The following is an 18,717-nucleotide window of genomic DNA, read 5'->3' as shown; positions in this document are numbered from 1 at the left end:
GTCGAAGTCGCCGGTCACACCGACCAGTGCGGTAAGGACGCCTACAACCAGAAGCTGTCCGAGCGTCGCGCTCAGACCGTGTACGACTACCTGACCAGCAACGGCGTCGACGCCGCGCGTCTGTCGGGTCCGAACGGCTACGGCGAGAGCCGTCCGCTGGAAGACAAGGGCCAGGCGTTCCCGGGCTGCAAGAGCGAGGTCAACCGCCGTACCGAGCTGAACTCCCAGAACTAAGGGACGCCAGCCGGTTCTACGGAACCTGCCGCAACACACGAAGCCCGGCCCCGTGCCGGGCTTCGTCTTTTTGCGCGCCGCGGCCGGGAATGTGATCGCAACGGCGAAACCGCGGTGAACGCGCGCATGCGCGGTTGTCCGATCCGGCCCCCGCGCCTACACTGCCTGGGTCGTGTCCGGACCCCGTCGGGACATCGCGACGGCCAGACCGGAGGAAGTTCGCCATGCATCGTGTCCTAGCTGCAGCGCCGCTGCTGTTCATCGCTACGATCGCCCAAGCCGAAGTCGGCAACTGCGGCTCGATCACCGCGCCCGCGCTGCCGGTGCAGCCGACCGTGATCGCCCCGATCGCTCCGGAACTGGTCACCCCCAACTATCAGCTCGGCTCGGCCACCGGCGTGCTCTCGCAGGCCCTGGACGAATCCCTGTCGGTGGACCGCGTGCTGCTGCGCATGCGCATCGAAGGCTGCAACCTGGCCAACGCCAAGCCGGCCGCGGGCGGCATGCCGACCTCCAACGATCCGGCCGCGTACAAGCCCAAGACCCAGTTCGACAACACGCCCTGGCGCTTCGACATGAGCCAGGGCGGCAAGCGCATGACCGCCGACGAGTTCAGCGCCTGGATGAAGGCCAAGGGCGTGCGCGTGGCCAAGGGCGCCCCGGGCGCCGCCGCACCGGCCCCCGCGCCGGCGCCGGCGCCGGTGGTCGAAGCGCCCAAGGACGAGAAGAAGGGCAAGAAGAAGTAAGCGCCGCGTCCGCGCGCGGTTCGTTCTCCTTCGCCATCGAGGCCGCGCTGCGCGCGCGGCCGCCGCCATGACCACCACGCCCCGCCACGGCCTCGCCCGCGTGCTGTCCAAGCAGGGCCTGTGCTCGCGCACCGAAGCCGCGCGCTGGATCGCCGCCGGCCGCGTCGCGGTCGACGGACGGGTGGTGCGCGATCCCGAATTCCCTATTTCCAGCGGCCCGCGCGCGCGCCCGCGCATCGCCGTCGACGGCCGCGACATCGATCAGGCGCCGCGCCTGTACCTGATGCTCAACAAGCCGCGCGGCCTGGTCACCACCGCCCGCGACGAGCGCGGCCGCGACACCGTCTACCGTTGCCTCGACGGCGCCCGGTGGCAGGGCGCGCCCTTGCCCTGGTTGGCGCCGGTGGGGCGTCTGGATCAGGCCAGCGAAGGCCTGCTGCTGTTCTGCAACGATCCCGAATGGGCTGCGCGCATCACCGATCCCGAGCACGGGCCGGACAAGACCTATCACGTCCAGATCGACACGATTCCCGACGAGGCCGCGCTCGCGGCGCTGGTCGCCGGCGTGGTCGAGGACGGCGTGGCGCTGCGCGCCAAGTCCGCGCGCCTGCTGCGTAGCGGCGAGAAGAACGCCTGGCTGGAGATCGTGCTGGACGAAGGCCGCAACCGCCAGATCCGCCGCCTGCTGGCCGCGTTCGACATCGGCGTGCTGCGTCTGCTGCGGGTCGCGATCGGCGAACTCGCCCTGGGCGAGCTCGGCAAGGGCCAGTGGCGGATGCTCAGCGAGTCCGAGCTTGCGCAACTCTCGCGCTGACGCGCATTCGCGTCGACCGCATCGCCGCGAACGCTGAACCGACGCGTCGCCTGCCCGAAAAAAACGTGCGCCGCTGCGGCATCGCGACGTGCGCGCGCGCCGCGATCGCGACATCGGCCGATGCGTTTGCGCGGGACTGTGCCGGAGCGCACCGTTTACCACCTTTGAGTTGCGAAGTGCGCACCTAGACTCCTCCGGGACCGATGGCCGGACTTGGGGAGTGTGCGAGATGCGCAAGATCACGATGGCGGTATTCCTGCTGCTGTGCGCGAACGGCTTGGCTGCGCAGGAACGGCCTTGCGGCGCCGGCGACGTTGCGGCGGTGCAGGCCGAAGTTGCGCTGTTGCTGGAGCCGGCGGCCGCCTCGCCCAGGCTGGCGCGGCGCGCGAGCGCAGGGACGGGCGGGGCGCTCGCGCAGGCCTTCGGCCAAGCCGAAGCCTTGTCGCCTTCGCTGGCGCCGTCGCCGCTGGGCGCATGCACGCAACTGACCGCGCGCCGCGACAAGCGCAAGCGCGGCGGCGAGGCCAAAGCCGACACCGCCGCACCCGCGGCCTACAAGCCCAAGACCCGTTACGACAACACGCCCTGGCGCTTCAACATGGAGCAGAACGGCAAGCGCATGACCGCCGACGAGTTCGACGCCTGGATGAAGGCCAAGGGCGTGCGCGTGGCCAAAGGCGCGCCGACGCCGGTGCGCAAGGAAGACAAGCGCCGCCGCATCGCGCGCGAGCGCTGACGCCTCGCACGCATTCGCGTTCGCGGAAGCGCAAATCCCCTCGATCCCCCTTTTTTTGAAGGGTGGAGGGGACGAGCGCAACGCAACGCCTTCTGTGGGAGCGGCGTAAGCCGCGATTGGGCCACACGCGCGACGCAAGTTTCACCGGTGTGCCATCGCGGCTTACGCCGCTCCCACAGAAATCAAAAGCATGAGTCCCACAGCGCAGCACCGCTTTGGGTAGGAGCGGCGTCCCACAGGGACTTCGTCGGTCATTAGCCGCGACCGAACCGCAGACGCGGATCCAAGCGCCAACCTCCCGTCCATGCCCCTCCTCAAACGGGGACGGCCAGCGCGACGCAACGCCTTCTGTGGGAGCGGCGTAAGCCGCGATTGGGCCACGCGCGCGACGCAAGTTTCACGGCGCGCCATCGCGGCCTACGCCGCTCCCACAGGAATCAAAAGCATGAATCCCATAGCGCAGCACCGCTGTGGGATAGGAGCGGCGTCCCGCCGGGGCTCCTTCGGTTAAAAGCCGCGACCGAACCGCAGACGCGGATCCAAGCGCCAACCTCCCGTCCATCCCCCTTCTCAAACGGGGACCGCCAGCGCGACGCAACGCCTTCTGTAGGAGCGGCGTAAGCCGCGATTGAGCCGCACGCGCGACGCAAGTTTCATGCGCCATCGCATCTTTGCCTAATCGGGCGCGAGCCCACGGGCACTGGCCGCGTCTCGCATCCCTGGGCTAGTCTCGGGCCTCGCGGCGCCGAGCCGACGCACACCGCGTCGCAGCGCCCACCGGGTCCATGAAGGACCCGGCTATCGACACAAGGAGGTGGCCAGCCGGCCCGGATCCCGCGATCCGTCGAGGATGCCGGCATCGACTCAACCGATGCGATCCGCACCGACCCTGCTCGGCGCGGCGTCGCCGCGCGCGCACGCGCGCTTCCCCCGAATCTCAAGGAGAGAACCATGCTTCGTAACACCTATTCCGCGATCCAGGCCCTGCTGCTGTCCCTGCTGCTGATCGCCAGCCCGCTGGCCCTGGCCGATCCCACCGCCGCCAACCAGCATATGCAGATGGCGCAGCTCAACTTCATGCAGGTGAAGCTGCAGTTCCAAGTGGCCGAGGCCCACCTCAACGCCGGCCACGTGACTCAGGCGCGCCAAGCCTTCAGCGCCGCCCAGGTCAATGCGCAGCTGCTCAACATGAGCGTGATGCAGCTCAAGATGGAGAACACCGCCACGCTCAACAACGGCCAGTTCGTGCATCGCGCGCCGCAAGAGCGCGCCGTGGCCTACAGCGAGCTCGCCAGCCTGGAATCGCTGCAGCTGTCGGTGCAGTTGTCGGTGCTGGCGCAGCAGCCGACCTCGTATCAGAGCCGGATCCAGGCCCAGATCTCGATCCAGCAGCTCACCCAGAGCCTGCAGCAGTGCGCGCTGGAAATGGCGGCCGCGCAGTAAGTCGCGGCGGTTCTGTCGTGCGCCGGGTCGCCGCAGTGCGGCGGCCCGGTCGCAAGCGGCGCCCTTGCGGCGCCGCGACGCGGCTCAGGCCGCGATCACGCCCAGTTCGCGGCCGATCTTCACGAACGCCGCGATCGCGCGGTCCAGGTGCTCGCGGGTGTGCGCGGCCGACATCTGGGTGCGGATGCGCGCCTGGCCCTGCGGCACGACGGGGAAGAAGAAGCCGATCGCGTAGATGCCCTCTTCGAGCAGGCGCGCGGCGAACTTCTGCGCCAGCGGCGCGTCGTACAGCATCACCGGGGCGATCGGGTGCACGCCGGGCTTGATGTCGAAGCCGGCCTGGGTCATCCGCTCGCGGAAGTAAGCGGTGTTCTCGGCCAGACGCTCGCGCAGCTCGCCGGCGGCCGACAGCATTTCGAAGGCCTTGATGCCGGCCGCGACCACGTGCGGCGGCAGCGAGTTGGAGAACAGGTAGGGGCGCGAACGCTGGCGCAGCAGTTCGATCACTTCCTTCCTGGCGGTGGTGAAGCCGCCGAGCGCGCCGCCCATGGCCTTGCCCAGGGTGCCGGTATAGATGTCGATGCCGTCCATCGCGCCCTTGACCTCGGCCGAGCCGCGGCCGCTGGCGCCGAGGAAGCCGGTGGCGTGGCATTCGTCGATATGCACCAGGGCGTTGTACTTGCGCGCCAGGGCGACGATCTCGTCCAGTGGCGCGATGAAGCCGTCCATCGAGAACACGCCGTCGCTGGTGATCAGCTTGGTCTTGCAGCCGGCCGCGTCGGCGGCCTGCAGCTGCCGCTCCAGATCGGCCATGTCGCAGTTGGCGTAGCGGAACCGCTTGGCCTTGCACAGGCGCACGCCGTCGATGATCGAGGCGTGGTTGAGCGCGTCGGAGATGATCGCGTCGTTCTCGTCCAGCAGCGGCTCGAACAGGCCGCCGTTGGCGTCGAAGCAGGCCGCATACAGGATGGTGTCTTCGGTGCCGAAGAAGTCCGCGATGGTCTTCTCAAGCTGCTTGTGCAGGTCCTGGGTGCCGCAGATGAAGCGCACCGAGGCCATGCCGAAACCGTGAGTGTCCAGCGCGTCCTTGGCCGCCTGGATCACCTCCGGATGGTCGGCCAGGCCCAGATAGTTGTTGGCGCAGAAGTTCAGCACCGTGCGGCCGTCGGCGAGGGTGATCTCGGCCGACTGCGGACTGGTGATCACGCGCTCGGACTTGAACAGTCCGGCGGCGCGGATTTCGTCGAGGGTGTCGGCGTAACGCTGGGTCAGGGACATGGTGGGGATGGCCGCGATTGGATAGGGGGTGGAGCTAGGAACGAGGAGTGAGCGTGGAGGAGTGAGAAGTGAGCGAGAGCTGGCGAGGAGGCTGTTACTCGCTCCTCACTTCTCCACGCTCACTCCTGCTTCACTAATTCCAGCTCAACACGACCTTGCCGGCCTTGCCGGTTTCCATCAGGTCGAAGCCCTTCTGGAAGTCGTCGATCGGCAGCTGATGGGTGAGCACCTTGCCGAGCGGGAAGCCCGACAGCACCAGTTGGGTCATCTTGTACCAGGTCTCGTACATCTTGCGGCCGTACATGCCGTGCAGGGTCAGGCCCTTGAAGATGATCTTGTCCCAGTCCACGCCGGCGCCCTTGGGCATGATGCCGAGCATGGCGATCTTGCCGCCGTGGTACATGCAGTCGAGCATGTCGTTGAAGGCGCGCGGATTGCCGCTCATCTCCAGGCCCACGTCGAAGCCTTCCATGTGCAGGTCGGCCATCACGTCCTTCAGCGACTGGTTGGCGACGTTGACCACGCGGGTGGCGCCCATGTCGGCGGCCAGCTTGAGGCGGAAGTCGTTGACGTCGGTGACCACCACGTTGCGCGCGCCGATGTGCTTGCAGATGCCGGCGGCGATGATGCCGATCGGGCCCGCGCCGGTGATCAGCACGTCCTCGCCGACCACGTCGAATTCCAGCGCGCAGTGCGCGGCGTTGCCGTAGGGATCGAAGAACGCGGCCAGCTCGCTGGGGATCTGGTCGGGAATCGGCCACAAGTTGCTGGCCGGCATCACGATGTACTCGGCGAACGCGCCGTTGCGGTTCACGCCGATGCCGGTGGTGTTCGGGCACAGGTGCTGGCGGCCGGCGCGGCAGTTGCGGCAATGCCCGCAGACGATGTGGCCTTCGGCGGAGACGCGCTGGCCGATCGTGTAGCCGGACACGCCGGCGCCGAGCTCGACCACGCGGCCGACGAACTCGTGGCCGATCACCAGGCCGGGCTTGATGGTGCGCTGGCTCCACTCGTCCCACAGATAGATGTGCAGGTCGGTGCCGCAGATCGCGGTCTTCTCGAGCTTGATCAGGACCTCGTTCGGGCCCGGCGCGGGCACCGGCACCTGTTCCATCCAGATGCCCTTGCCGGCTTCGCGCTTGACCAATGCCTTCATCGTTTGCGTCATGGGGTGCTTGCCTTCGAGTGCCGCGCGGAGGCGCGGAAAGAGGCCGAAATTATACGCCCCCGACCCGCGCCGGGGCCGGTCCGGGTTTGCCCGGTCCGGTCCGCATCGCCTATCGTCGCCGCTTCCCTCCGCTCCGGATCGACCATGCGCCCCCGTCTGTTAGCCCTGTCCCTGGCCCTGTGCGCCGCGCCCGCCCACTCCGACGAAGGCATGTGGATGCCCTCGCAATTGCCGGAGATCGCCGGACAGCTGCGCGCGGCCGGGTTCCAGGGCCAGCCGGGCGACCTGGCCGAACTGGCCAAGCCGCCGATGAACGCCGTGGTCAAGGTCGGCGGCGCCACCGGCGCCTTCGTGTCCGCCGACGGCCTGGTGCTGACCAACCACCACGTCGCCTTCGGGGTGATCCAGTACAACTCCAAGCCCGAGCGCGACCTGATCGGCCAGGGCTATATCGCCGCCGACCGCGCCGCCGAGCTGCCAGCCAATCCCGACTACCGCGTGCTGGTCACCACCGGCTTCGACAAGATCACCGACCGCATCCTCGCCGACGCGCGCGGCAAGCGCGGCCGCGCCTATTACGACGCGGTCGACGCGGCGACCAAGGCCGCGGTGGCCGACTGCGAGCGCGAGCCGGGCGTGCGCTGCAGCGTCGCCAACATGTACTACGGCACCGACTTCTATTTGATCCGCCAGCTCGAACTGCGCGACATCCGCCTGGTCTATGCGCCGCCCAACAGCATCGGCAATTACGGCGACGAGATCGACAACTTCGTGTGGCCGCGCCACAGCGGCGACTTCACCTTGTTGCGCGCCTACGTCGGCCGCGACGGCAAGCCCGCCGACTACTCGCCCGACAACGTGCCCTACCAGCCGCCGGGTCATCTGCAGGTGTCCACCGATCCGGTGCGCGAAGGCGATTACGCGATGCTGGCCGGCTATCCGGGCGTGACCTTCCGTCATCGCATGGCCTCGGAATTCAAGCAGCAGATCGAATGGCAGCTGCCCTCGCGGGTGGCGCTGTTCGATCGCACGATTGGCGTGATCGAGCGCGCCACCGCCAGCGATCCCGCCACCAAGGTGCTGTACGCGGCCCAGGTCGCCAGCGCCAAGAACACCCTCAAGCGCGCCCAGGGCGAGCTCGACGGCTTGCGCCGCAGCGACGCGGTGCGCGTGCGCGCGCAGGACGAAGCCGCGATGCTGGCCTGGCTGGGCCAGCAGCGCGACGCCAAGACGATCCGCGCCGACATCGACGCCGCGCAGAAGGTGCTGGACGCGGCCGCCAAGACCGCCGAGCGCGACCAGCTGCTGACCGCGATCCGCAGCCAGAGCCAACTGCTGCGCGCCGCGATCACCTTGCAGCGACTGGCGGCCGAGCGCGCCAAGCCTGACGCGCAGCGCGAGTCCGGCTATCAGCAGCGCGACGAAACCCTGATCGCCGGCCAGCTCAAGCAGGTCCAGCGCCGTTACGCGCCGAACGTCGAGAAGCAGCTGCTGCGCGACCTGCTGATCCAGTACCAGGGCCTGCCCAAGGACCAGCGCGTCGCCGAGTTCGACGCGGTGTTCGCGGGCGGCGATGCGGACGGACTGCAAGCCGCGCTCGACACCTTGTACGCCGGCACCAAACTCGGCGACGAAGCCGAACGCCTGCGCCTGATGAACGCACCGGCCGCCGAATTGCAGGCCTCCGACGACAGCCTGCTCAGGGCCGCCGCCGCGCTGATGCCGGCGCTGCTGCGCCTGGAACAGGACAGCAAGACCCGCGAGGGCGAGCTGCTGCGCCTGCGCCCGGCCTACATGCGCGCCTTGATCGGCTTCCGCCGATCGCAGGGCCGCGCGGTCTATCCGGATGCCAATTCCACCTTGCGCGTGAGCTACGGCAAGGTCAGCGCGATGGACCCGCGCGACGGCGTGCGCTACCGCCCGTTGACCACGGTGCAGGGCATCGTCGAGAAGCACACCGGCGCGGATCCGTTCGACGCGCCGGCGACTTTGCGCGGAGCGATCGCCAAGGGCGATTTCGGCAGCACCGTCGATCCCGAGCTCAAGACCCAGACCGTCGATTTCCTGACCAACCTGGACACCACCGGCGGCAATTCCGGCTCGCCGGTGCTGGACGCGCACGGCAAGCTGATCGGCTTGAATTTCGACAGCAACTGGGAAGCGGTGAGCGCCAGCTGGATGTTCGATCCGCGCTACAAGCGCGCCATCCACGTCGACATGCGCTACCTGCGCTGGCTGCTGGCCAAGGTCTATCCGGCCCCGCACCTGCTCAAGGAAATGCAGTTGCCGGCCGAATAAGCCGGCCCGGCAAAACATGAACAGCCCGGGCAGGACTTTCGTCATGCCCGGGCCCACCCCCGGCGGGCTAGACTCGCCGGTCGATTAGCGCAAGGAGTGTTGCATGCGATATACGGCGTTGGCTGCGGCCATGGCGATGACGGGAACGTTCGCGGTCGGGGCTGGCCTCGCGCACGCGGGCGAGGGCATGTGGGTGCCGCAGCAGCTGCCGGAGATCGCCGGCCCGCTGAAGAAGGCCGGGCTGAAGTTGAACGCCAAGCAGCTGGCCGACCTCACCGGCGACCCGATGGGCGCGGTGGTCTCGCTGGGCGGCTGCACCGCCAGCTTCGTGTCGCCGCAGGGCCTGGTGGTGACCAACCACCACTGCGCTTACGGCGCGATCCAGCTCAACTCCACGCCAGAGAAGAACCTGATGCGCGACGGCTTCAACGCCGCCACGCCGGGCCAGGAAGTCTCCGCCGGCCCGAACGCGCGCATCTACGCGCTGGACTCGATCCAGGACGTGACCAAGCAGGTCAAGGACGCGATCGCCGCCGCGCCGGACGCGATCGGCCGCACCCGCGCGCTGGAAAGCGTGGAGAAAAGCCTGGTCGCCGCCTGCGAGGCCGACGCCGGCTATCGCTGCCGCCTCTACAGCTTCTCCGGCGGCAACGTCTATCGCCTGTTCCGCAATCTCGAGATCAAGGACGTGCGCCTGGTCTACGCGCCGCCCGGCAGCGTCGGCAACTACGGCGGCGAAGTCGACAACTGGATGTGGCCGCGCCACACCGGCGACTTCTCGTTCTACCGCGCCTACGTCGGCAAGGACGGCAAACCCGCCGCGTATTCCGCCGACAACGTGCCCTACCAGCCTAAGCACTGGCTGAAGATCGCGACCCAGCCGCTGGGCGCGGGCGACTTCGTGATGGTCGCCGGCTACCCGGGCTCGACCAGCCGCTACGCCCTGGCCGAGGACTTCGACAACACCGCGCAGTGGACCTATCCCACCGTCGGCGGCCACTACAAGAAGCTGGTCGCGCTGGTCCAGGCCGAAGGCGCCAAGAACCCGGACATCGCGGTCAAGTACGCCAGCACCGTGCGCGGCTGGCAGAACGCGATGAAAAACTACGACGGCCAGCTCGACGGCTTCCAGCGCATCGGCGCCAGCGAGAAGAAGCACGCCGAGGACGCCGCGGTGCTGGACTGGCTGCGCAAGCAGGGCGCCAAGGGCGAGCCGGCGCTGGCCGCGCACGAAACCCTGGTCCAGATCGGCGATCAGGCGCGCGCCAATCGCGAACGCGACCTGGTGTTCAGCCAGTTCCGCAACACCGGCGCGATCGGCGCCGCGCTGCAGCTCTATCGTTTGTCGATCGAACGCGCCAAGCCCGATCCCGAGCGCGAGCAGGGCTATCAGCAGCGCGATCTGCCTTCGTTCGAAGGCGCGATGAAGCAGATGGAGCGTCGTTACGATCCCAAGATGGACCGCCAGCTGCAGGCCTATTGGCTGGCCGAGTACCTCAAGCTGCCGGCCGGGCAGCGCATCCCGGCGCTCGACAAGTGGCTGGGCGGCAACGACGACAAGGCGGTCAAGCGCGCCCTCGACAAGCTGGCCAAGACCAAGCTGGGCAGCACCGAGCAGCGCATGAGCCTGATGCAGGCCGACCGCGCCGCGTTCGACAAGAGCAAGGACCCGGCGATCCAACTGGCGGTGGCGATCATGCCGACCGTGCTCAAGCTGGAGGAAGAGGGCAAGACCCGCGCCGGCGACACCCTGGTCGCGCGTCCGATCTACCTGCAGGCGGTCGCGGACTACAAGAAGAGCAAAGGCCAGTTCGTGTACCCGGACGCGAACTCCTCGCTGCGCATCACCTTCGGCAACGTGATGGGCTACACCAAGACCGACGGCAGCAAGCAGGTGCCGTTCACCAAGCTGGAGGAGGTTGCGGCCAAGGCCACCGGCACCGACCCCTTCGACGCGCCCAAGAGTTTGCTCGAGGCGATCGCGGCCAAGCGCTACGGCGGCCTGACCGACAAGCGCCTGGGCACGGTGCCGGTGAACTTCCTGTCCAACCTGGACATCACCGGCGGCAACTCCGGCTCGCCGGTGCTGGACGGCAGCGGCAAGCTGGTCGGCCTGGCCTTCGACGGCAACTGGGAATCGGTGAGCTCGAACTGGGTGTTCGACCCGACCATGACCCGCATGATCGCGGTCGATCAGCGCTACATGCGCTGGATCATGCAGGAAGTCTACCCAGCGCCGCAGTTGCTGAAGGAACTCAACGTCGCGCCGAAGTAATCGGCTGCAATTGATTCGCACCAGGGGCCGGGCATTGCCCGGCCTTTTTTATTGTCCTTCGCGAAACAGGTGAACGATGAATCGAGCGCTATCGGCGGCGTTCCTGGCCACGGCGATGATCGGATGCGCGAATATGCCGTCGGGCAACATCGATTTCGAGGCGGCATCGGCGCGGCTGTATGTGGCCGGCGCGGACGGCAAGCCGATCGCTCCATTCGCCGGCGAGCTCGTCGATGTCGACGGCATAGGCTTGGGACGCGAGGCGATCCGGCTGCTGCCTGGGAACCATCTCATCCGTCGCCAATGCCCGAACTTGCCGGAAGGCGTGGTGATCAGTCACCAGATCTCGTACATCGAACATCGCTTCGAAGCCGGAAAACGCTATCTGCTGCTGTGCAACGATGACGGCGGCTTGTCGATCGTGCCGTACCCACATTGACAGCGACCGATCGCGCGTCGGATTGCGGAATCGCGAATGGGCCCGCCGCGGACTCGGGCGCGAAAACGAAAGGCCGGGCATCGCCCGGCCTCCTTTCATCGCTAAACGGTTGGGCCTCAATCCCCCGGGCAGAACGCATGCCCCGAGCTGTACCGCGAAGTCAGCACGCCGGACTGGTAGTAGGTGCCGTCGCAGTCCATCGAGGACTCGCCGACCACGTGGCCGTTGGCGTCGAAATAGACGTAGAACTCGCCGATCTCGTCGGCGATGGGCGGGCGGGCGAGTGCGGCGGTGGCATAGACGGCCAGGGCGAGGCCCAGGCCGATGACGAGGCGCTTACGCATGGGTGTGGCTCCTTGAATGCGGCGCGTGCGACGCGGTTGTGCGACGGGGCGCCGGGGTGGTGGTGGGCTGGGCGCAGGCGCGTCGTGGCGCGTGCGCTGGTGCGGGTCGGCGGATCGGCTCAGCGCGGATCCGGGTCGCAGATGAAGTAGCCGTCGGCGTAGTTCTTGGTGAACTTGCCCCAGGACGCATGGCTGCCATCGCAGTTGATGGCCTGGTAGCCGACCACCGCGCCATTGGCGTCGTAGTAGTAATAGAACTGGCCGGGGCCGGTAGGCCCGACCGCGGCGATCGCCGCGCCCATGGTCGCCGCGGCCAGCAAGCCGAGGGTCCAGGCGGTCTTCTTTCGCATCTTCCACTCCCTGTCGTCGAATGCGCCGGCGTCGTTGCCGGCGCTGCGACCGTAGGCAGAAATTTGTTTGCGCGCGGTGAGGCCGAAACTAAGATTTCGTGGCTTTGTGACCGCGGTCCGCCTGGATGTCGCGAATTGATTAGGCAGGCACATCGGCAGGGTGACGCCCGTGCGGCGCTTGCAACCGCGCCGGGCTTTGCTACTCTGCGCCTTCAGTCGCGGATTCCCATGCCAGCCGGCCCCGTCTCCCGACCCGTGTCAGATGCCGCTTTATCGCGGCCGCGTCGCCCAAGGTCCGTGCCTCCCAGGACCCGCCGGTAGCCGCATCCTGTTCCCGCAGTGCCGGCTCATAGGCTTTCCGCGCTCCCATCCCACGAATGGAGCTTGCGATGAAAGTACTGGCCTGCGATGGCATCCACGAAGACGGTTTGGCCCTGTTCCGCGAGGCGGGCTGGGACGTCGTCGTCGCCCCCGCCCCGATCAAAGATCCCGACGTGCTGGCCCTGGCGCTGGCCGATGTCGACGCCGTGCTGGTGCGTTCGGCCACCGCGGTGCCGGCCCAGGCCCTGCGCGAGGCCAAGCAGCTGCGCGTGATCGGCCGCGCCGGCGCCGGCGTGGACACCATCGACGTCGACGCCGCCACCGCGCGCGGTATCGCGGTGATGAACGCGCCCGACGGCAACACCCTGGCCGCGGCCGAACACGCGATCTCGCTGCTGTTCGCGTTGGCCCGCCACATTCCGCGCGCCGACGCCGGCATGAAGGCCGGCGAGTGGCCCAAGGCCGGCCTGACCGGCTTCGAGCTGGAAGGCAAGAAGTTGGGCGTGATCGGTCTCGGCCGGATCGGCGGCACGGTCGCGCGCAAGGCCCAGGGCATCGGCATGGAAGTGGCCGCCTACGATCCCTTCCTGCCCGCGTCCGCCGCCGGCAAGGGCAGCGTGCCGCTCAAGACCCTGGACGAGCTGCTGGCCTGGGCCGACGTGGTCACCCTGCATATCCCGCGCACCAAGGAAACCACCAACCTGCTGTCGGAAGCGCGCATGCGCGCGATGAAGAAGGGCGCCTACCTGATCAACGCCGCGCGCGGCGGGCTGGTCGACGAGGCCGCGCTGCTGACCCTGCTGGACGAGGGCCATATCGCCGGCGCCGCGCTCGATACCTTCGCCACCGAGCCGCTGCAGGCCGACTCGCCGCTGCGCGCGAACGCCAAGCTGATCCTGACCCCGCACCTGGGCGCGTCCACCAGCGAAGCGCAGCAGGCGGTGAGCACGATCCTGGCCCGCCAGATCATCGACTTCGTCGCCACCGGCGCGGTCGCCGGCTGCGTCAACCTGCCGCCGCTGACCGCCGAGGCCGCGCGCGAGGTCGGGCCGTGGATGCCGCTGATGTCCTCGCTGGGCCGCCTCGCCGCGCGCCTGGTGCCGGCGCCGACGCGTCTGGAGATCACCTACGCCGGCCGCACCGACGCGCTCGACACGCGGCCGCTGTCGCGCCTGCTGGTGGCGGCCTTGCTCGGCACCGCCTCCGGCCGCGTCACCCCGGTCAACGCCCTGCAGGAAGCCGCCGCGCGCGGTCTGACGGTGGCCGAAACCCTGGGCGGCGACGGCGACGGCTTCGACCGCTTGCTCAAGCTGCGCGTGGTCGGCGAAAACCGCACCCGCGAGATCGAGGCGACGCTGCACCGCGGCCCGCGCGTGGTACGCCTGGACGGCGTCGAGATCGAGTTCGATCCGCAGGCGCACGTGCTGCTGCTGCGCAACGAGGACCGCCCCGGCATGATCGGCCTGGTCGGCAGCCAGCTCGGCGCGGCCGGCGTCAACATCGTGAACTTCGCGCTGGGCGCGGCCGGCGACGGCCAGGCGCGCGCCGCGATCACGGTCGACAAGCCGGTCACCGAGGAACAGCTCGCGACCCTGCGCGCGACCCCCGGCATCCTCTCGCTGGCGCAGGTCTGACATGCGCATCCTGCTCGCACGTCACGGAGAAACGCCCTGGAACGCCGAAGGCCGCTATCAGGGCCAGGAGGACATACCGCTGTCGCCGATCGGCATCGCCCAGGCGACCGCGCTGGGCGAACGCCTGCGCGAGGTCGAGATCGCGCGCGCGGTGGCCTCGCCGCTGGTGCGCGCGCGCCGCACCGCCGAGCTTGCGCTGGGCGAGGCGCGCGCGGCCACCCTGCAGCTCGATCCCGGCCTGATGGAGATCGCCCACGGCACTTGGGAAGGCCTGCTCGCCAGCGAAATCCGCGAGCGCGACGGCGAACGCCTGCAGGCCTGGCGCGATGCGCCGCACGAGGTGCTGATGCCCGGCGGCGAATCGATCCAGCACGTGCTCGATCGCGCCTGGCCCGCGTTCGCGCGCGCGACCGAGGGCCTGGGGGAGCACGACACCCTGCTGGTGGTCGCCCACGATGCGGTCAACCGCGTGCTGCTGTGCAAGGTGCTCGGCATTCCCTTGGCCAAACTGTGGACCTTCCGCCAGGCGCCTACCACGCTCAACCTGCTCGAAGGCAGCGACGTCGACCATCTGGACGTGGTCCGGCTCAACGATTGCAGTCACCACACTTTGTTGTTCGGCGAAGCGGTGCACCGCGCGTTGTAAGCTCGGGCCCGATGCCGCGTCCGCTCGGGCGCGGCATCGTTCCGCATCCGGGCCGACTTGGGGAGCGTCATGAGATCAGGACCGCTGTTGGTCGCCTTGCTGCCGTTCGCCACGACGGCCGCGGCGCAATCGCCGACCGCGCCATCGGTCTCGCAATCGCCAGGCGAGAGCGGGACGATGCCGGACGACTGCCCGGCCTACGATCCGGCGTCGGCGCCGTCGCGGCAGCCGCCGACTTATCCGCCGGTGATGGCCGAGCAGGGCCTGTCCGGGGTGGTGATGCTGGTGCTGACGATCGATCGCTGCGGCCGGATCGCGGAAGCGCGCATGGAACGCGGTTCGGGGTATCCGGAATTCGACCAGGCCGCGCTGGAGGCGGCGATGCGCTGGCGGATGACGCCCGCCTATCGCGACGGCGAGGCCGTGACCAGCCGGGTGCGGCGGCCGGTGCGCTTCGAACTGCTGGAAGACGTGCCCTAGTCGCGGGACGCTGCGATTCCCGGCGGGCTGCGTCGGGCCGGTCCGGCTACGGTGCCAGGCAACGCGGATTTGTCGGCGGGTTGCCGCATATCGCATGGTTCGGCTCGACGATCCACGCCCTGTAGTGCGACCAGGCGGTGCATCGTGTCGCGTAGGCATGCCCGAGGCCGCATGGTTCAATTGGGACTCGCCGCGAGCGTGCGGCCAGACTTCGTCCAGGGGGATTCATGCGGGCTTTGTTCGCGGCGCTGTGCATTGCAGGTTCGGCGCTCGCGCCGGGTTCGGTTTTGGCCGATGAGGGCGCGCCCGCGATACCGACGGACTGCCCGCCGCCATCGCAACGGCCGCGGCCGCCGGCTCAGCCCCGCCCCGATATCAAAGAGCCCAAGACCGTGGTGCTGGTGATCGCTCTGGACCGTTGCGGCCAGGCCGGCGAGATCGTGGTCGAGCAAGGTTCGGGCATCGCCGCCCTGGACGAGGCGGCCAGCGAGGCCGCCAGGAGTTGGCGATTCAATCCGTCCCCCGAAGGGCCGAGCCGGGTGCGGGTGCCGGTCGAGTTTTTGCCCAGGCAGGAGTCGACCGTGCCCGGCGGTGCCGAGCCGTCGCTCGACAAGTTGCGTGCGCAGTACCAGGCGATGCAGGTTGCGCGCGTGGCCGCGCGCGCCGATCGCACGGTCGAGGGGTTCATCCCCGATCCGCAGCCGCTGGCGCACGACACCATCGCCGCCAGCGTGGCGATGCTGGAGCGCGAAGCCAAGCTGCAGCCCGATTCGCCGCCGGGCACGCGGGTGTACGTGCGCGCCGACGGGCTGGACATCACCCAGTGGACGCTGTTCGACGAAGGCTGGGCGTTCGTGCCGGCCTTGATCCGGCAGCGCCTGGTCAGCGATGGCGGCAACGCCTTCATGCTCAGCCGCGGCCTGTGCGAAGCCCAGCGCGCGGGCGAATGCGCGCGCTTCGAGGACTTCATGCGCAGCATGCCGCGTCAGGAAACCCGGCCGCCGCCGCCGCTGCCGCCGGAGTCCTGAGCGTTCGAGGGCGGCGCCGGCGCGTGCGTCGCGGCGGGTCGCGGACGCTGCCGCGATCCCCCCGGGGCGGGTTCTGGGCGACAATAGCGCCATGCAACGCACGCTCGCCGACTGGCTGTCCCATATCGAACGCATCCACCCCAAGTCCATCGACATGGGGCTGGAACGCATCCGCGCCGTGGCCGCGCGCCTGGGTCTGAAACGCCCGGCGCGCAAGGTGATCACGGTCGGCGGCACCAACGGCAAGGGCTCCACGGTGGCCTTCATCGAGGCGATCGCGCGCGCCGCCGGCAAGCGCGTCGGCGCCTACACCTCGCCGCATCTGCTGGCCTACAACGAGCGCGTGCGCATCGACAGCCGCGATGCCGAGGATGCGGCTCTGGTCGCGGCCTTCGAGGCGATCGAAGCCGCGCGCCTGGACGGCGACGAGATCGCGCTGACCTATTTCGAGTACGGCACCCTGGCCGCGTTGTGGCTGTTCGAGCGCGCCAAGCTCGACCTGGCCATCCTCGAGGTCGGCCTGGGCGGGCGCCTGGACGCGACCAACCTGGTCGATCCCGACGTGGCGGTGATCACCACGGTCGACCTGGACCACCAGGACTATCTCGGCGACGACCGCGAAAGCATCGGCTACGAGAAGGCCGGTATCGCACGCGGCTGGAAGCCGCTGGTGCTGGGCGACGACGACCCACCGTCCAGCGTGCTGCGTCACGCCTACGCGATCGGCGCCTCGGCGGTGCGCGCGAATTGCGATTTCTTCTTCGAGCCACTGCCGGCGCAGATCGACGCCGAGCTGCAATGGCGCTGGCGCGAAGTCGGCTACCGCGCCGAGCTGCCGATGCCGCGGCTGTCGGCGCCGGCGCAGTTGCGCAACGCCGCGGTCGCGATCGCGGCGTTGCGCGCGCTGGGCGGCGCGCCGAGCAAGGCCCAGATCGCCGAGGGCGTGGCGCGTGCGCACGTGCCGGGCCGCCTGCAACGGTTCGAGCGCGACGGCGTGGACGTGCTGGTGGATGTCGGCCACAACCCGCAGGCCGCGCGCGAGCTCGCGGCCTGGCTGGCGGCCGCGCCGAGCGCGGGACGCGTGCGCGCGGTGTTCGCCGCGCTCGCCGACAAGGACGCCACCGGCGTGGTCGCGGCGCTGGCCGAAGGCGTGGACGAATGGCATCTGGCCGGGCTGGCCGACAGCGGCCCGCGCGGCCTCAACGTGGACGCGTTCGCCCAACGTCTGCAAGGCAGCGCGGCGGGCGAGGGCGAGCGTCATCCGGACGTCGCCGCCGCATTGAGCGCCGCACTCGCGCGCGCCGAAAGCGGCGACCGCATCCTGGTGTTCGGCTCCTTCCACACCGCCGCCGCCGCGCTGGCGTTCCTCGGCGCGCAGTGAGCGCGCCCGGCTGACTTGCGTCGGTCATGCGCCGAACCGGTGGGTTCCGGCTTGTTGTTACGCGCGCGCAGCGGCGACACTAGCGCCGAGGGCGTGGGGACGCCCGCTCATGGGGAATTCGAATGTGGAAGTGGATGCTGGTCGGCCTGATGGCCGTCGCGGCGGGCGCGCATGCCCAGGAAACGACGGACGCCGAGCGTAAGGCGGCCGAGCAGCAGACCGCGCAGGTCGTGCAGTCGCTGAAGTATCACGACGGCCAGATCGCCGTGGCCAAGGCGCAGGCGCATCTGAACCTGGGCAAGGAGTTCCGCTACCTGGACTCGGCCGACGCGCGCAAGGTGCTGGAGCAGTTGTGGGGCAATCCGCCCGACGCCGACGTGCTGGGCATGGTGGTGCCGCGCGACGGCGACCTGCTGGGCGACCAGGGCTGGGCGGTGGTGGTGACCTATGCCGACGAGGGTTACGTGTCCGACGAGGACGCGGCCAAGATCGACTATGCGCAAATGCTGCAGGACATGAAGGACGAGGCCAAAGAAGGCAGCAAGGAGCGACGCGAAGCCGGCTACGGCGGCATCGAACTGGTCGGCTGGGCCGAACCGCCGCACTACGATGCCGGCGCCAAGAAGCTGTACTGGGCCAAGGAGCTCGCCTTCGAGGGCAGCGAGAACCACACCCTCAACTACGACATCCGCGTGCTCGGCCGTCGTGGCTACCTGAGCCTCAACGCGGTGGCCGGCATGGGCGAGCTCGGCCAGGTCCGCACCGGCATGCAGCAGTTGCTGCCGGCGGTCGAGTTCGACCAGGGCGCGCGTTACGCCGATTACGACTCCAGCACCGACAAGACCGCGGCCTACGGGCTGGCGGCGCTGGTCGGCGGCGGCATCGCCGCCAAGGCCGGTCTGTTCGGCAAGATCGGTGCGCTGCTGCTGGGCCTGAAGAAGCTGTTGATCCCGCTGGTGCTGGTGATCGGCGCCTTCTTCGGCAAGATCCTGAGCTTCTTCCGTCGCGACAAGAAGGGCGGCGACGGCGGCGTGGTCGGCTGAGCCCACGCCCGGGCATGCGCGGGCCGACCGGTCCGCGCATGCGCATAGCCCGTTGCGAC

At 69.0% G+C, this 18,717-nt stretch carries 18 protein-coding genes; 14 read left to right on the top strand and 4 right to left on the bottom strand.

Features of this window, described 5'->3' with window-relative positions:
• The 5 genes from BMZ45_RS11025 to BMZ45_RS11005 form a co-directional block, all read left to right on the top strand.
• Positions 1 to 234: OmpA family protein (locus BMZ45_RS11025; protein WP_139215471.1), on the top strand; the 234-nt coding region annotated here is incomplete at its 5' end.
• 224 nt (positions 235 to 458) lie between these two features.
• Complete coding sequence (locus BMZ45_RS11020; protein WP_091636187.1) at positions 459 to 980, top strand: hypothetical protein; 522 nt, start codon at positions 459 to 461, stop codon at positions 978 to 980.
• A 67-nt stretch (positions 981 to 1,047) separates the two neighbouring features.
• Positions 1,048 to 1,794, top strand: a complete 747-nt coding sequence (locus BMZ45_RS11015) for a pseudouridine synthase (protein WP_091636184.1) — start codon at positions 1,048 to 1,050, stop codon at positions 1,792 to 1,794.
• Positions 1,795 to 2,023: 229 nt separating this feature from the next.
• Positions 2,024 to 2,530, top strand: a complete 507-nt coding sequence (locus tag BMZ45_RS22000) for a hypothetical protein (RefSeq protein ID WP_254776597.1) — start codon at positions 2,024 to 2,026, stop codon at positions 2,528 to 2,530.
• 951 nt (positions 2,531 to 3,481) lie between these two features.
• Positions 3,482 to 3,973, top strand: a complete 492-nt coding sequence (locus BMZ45_RS11005; protein WP_091636181.1) for a hypothetical protein — start codon at positions 3,482 to 3,484, stop codon at positions 3,971 to 3,973.
• Between the two features lie 84 nt (positions 3,974 to 4,057).
• On the opposite strand, the gene kbl is transcribed toward BMZ45_RS11005, so the two are convergent.
• Complete coding sequence (gene kbl, locus BMZ45_RS11000) at positions 4,058 to 5,251, bottom strand: glycine C-acetyltransferase (RefSeq protein WP_091636179.1); 1,194 nt, start codon at positions 5,249 to 5,251, stop codon at positions 4,058 to 4,060.
• Positions 5,252 to 5,384: 133 nt separating this feature from the next.
• Positions 5,385 to 6,419 carry an L-threonine 3-dehydrogenase gene (gene tdh, locus BMZ45_RS10995; protein WP_175489045.1) on the bottom strand — a complete coding sequence of 345 codons (1,035 nt, stop codon included), beginning with the start codon at positions 6,417 to 6,419 and terminating at the stop codon, positions 5,385 to 5,387.
• Positions 6,420 to 6,563: 144 nt separating this feature from the next.
• On the opposite strand from tdh, the gene BMZ45_RS10990 reads away from it, so the two are divergent.
• The 3 genes from BMZ45_RS10990 to BMZ45_RS10980 all read left to right on the top strand — a co-directional run bounded on the left by BMZ45_RS10990 (position 6,564) and on the right by BMZ45_RS10980 (position 11,431).
• Positions 6,564 to 8,717, top strand: a complete 2,154-nt coding sequence (locus BMZ45_RS10990; protein WP_254776596.1) for a S46 family peptidase — start codon at positions 6,564 to 6,566, stop codon at positions 8,715 to 8,717.
• Positions 8,718 to 8,820: 103 nt separating this feature from the next.
• Positions 8,821 to 10,992, top strand: coding sequence for a S46 family peptidase (locus BMZ45_RS10985; protein WP_091636176.1), 2,172 nt, complete (start codon positions 8,821 to 8,823; stop codon positions 10,990 to 10,992).
• 76 nt (positions 10,993 to 11,068) lie between these two features.
• Positions 11,069 to 11,431 (top strand): hypothetical protein, encoded by a 363-nt coding sequence (locus tag BMZ45_RS10980; protein ID WP_139215464.1) that lies wholly within the window; start codon positions 11,069 to 11,071, stop codon positions 11,429 to 11,431.
• 116 nt (positions 11,432 to 11,547) lie between these two features.
• Here the strand turns inward: BMZ45_RS10980 and BMZ45_RS10975 are convergent, their stop codons facing one another.
• Positions 11,548 to 11,775: a DUF6289 family protein gene (locus tag BMZ45_RS10975; protein ID WP_091636170.1), complete on the bottom strand. Its 228-nt coding sequence runs from the start codon at positions 11,773 to 11,775 to the stop codon at positions 11,548 to 11,550.
• A gap of 119 nt (positions 11,776 to 11,894) precedes the next feature.
• The gene (locus BMZ45_RS10970) at positions 11,895 to 12,125 is read right to left on the bottom strand and encodes a DUF6289 family protein (protein ID WP_056172473.1); all 231 of its coding nucleotides are present in this window, start codon (positions 12,123 to 12,125) and stop codon (positions 11,895 to 11,897) included.
• A 389-nt stretch (positions 12,126 to 12,514) separates the two neighbouring features.
• Here BMZ45_RS10970 and serA point away from each other — a divergent pair, with 389 nt between their 5' ends.
• The 6 genes from serA (at position 12,515) to BMZ45_RS10940 (ending at position 18,658) form a co-directional block, all read left to right on the top strand.
• Positions 12,515 to 14,080 carry a phosphoglycerate dehydrogenase gene (gene serA, locus BMZ45_RS10965; protein WP_056172477.1) on the top strand — a complete coding sequence of 522 codons (1,566 nt, stop codon included), beginning with the start codon at positions 12,515 to 12,517 and terminating at the stop codon, positions 14,078 to 14,080.
• Between the two features lies 1 nt (position 14,081).
• Positions 14,082 to 14,726: a histidine phosphatase family protein gene (locus BMZ45_RS10960; protein WP_091636167.1), complete on the top strand. Its 645-nt coding sequence runs from the start codon at positions 14,082 to 14,084 to the stop codon at positions 14,724 to 14,726.
• A 69-nt stretch (positions 14,727 to 14,795) separates the two neighbouring features.
• Positions 14,796 to 15,206 (top strand): energy transducer TonB, encoded by a 411-nt coding sequence (locus BMZ45_RS10955; protein ID WP_091636164.1) that lies wholly within the window; start codon positions 14,796 to 14,798, stop codon positions 15,204 to 15,206.
• A 227-nt stretch (positions 15,207 to 15,433) separates the two neighbouring features.
• Positions 15,434 to 16,234: a TonB family protein gene (locus BMZ45_RS10950; protein ID WP_091636161.1), complete on the top strand. Its 801-nt coding sequence runs from the start codon at positions 15,434 to 15,436 to the stop codon at positions 16,232 to 16,234.
• Positions 16,235 to 16,325: 91 nt separating this feature from the next.
• Positions 16,326 to 17,615 carry a bifunctional tetrahydrofolate synthase/dihydrofolate synthase gene (folC, locus tag BMZ45_RS10945; protein WP_091636159.1) on the top strand — a complete coding sequence of 430 codons (1,290 nt, stop codon included), beginning with the start codon at positions 16,326 to 16,328 and terminating at the stop codon, positions 17,613 to 17,615.
• A gap of 122 nt (positions 17,616 to 17,737) precedes the next feature.
• A complete protein-coding gene (locus BMZ45_RS10940; protein ID WP_091636156.1) occupies positions 17,738 to 18,658 on the top strand; it encodes a DUF2167 domain-containing protein in 921 nt (306 codons plus the stop codon).
• Positions 18,659 to 18,717 lie beyond the last annotated feature (59 nt).

This window comes from Lysobacter sp. cf310 (assembly GCF_900114355.1).
Classification (GTDB): Bacteria; Pseudomonadota; Gammaproteobacteria; order Xanthomonadales; family Xanthomonadaceae; genus Lysobacter.
This window is presented reverse-complemented; position numbering and strand designations above follow the sequence as displayed.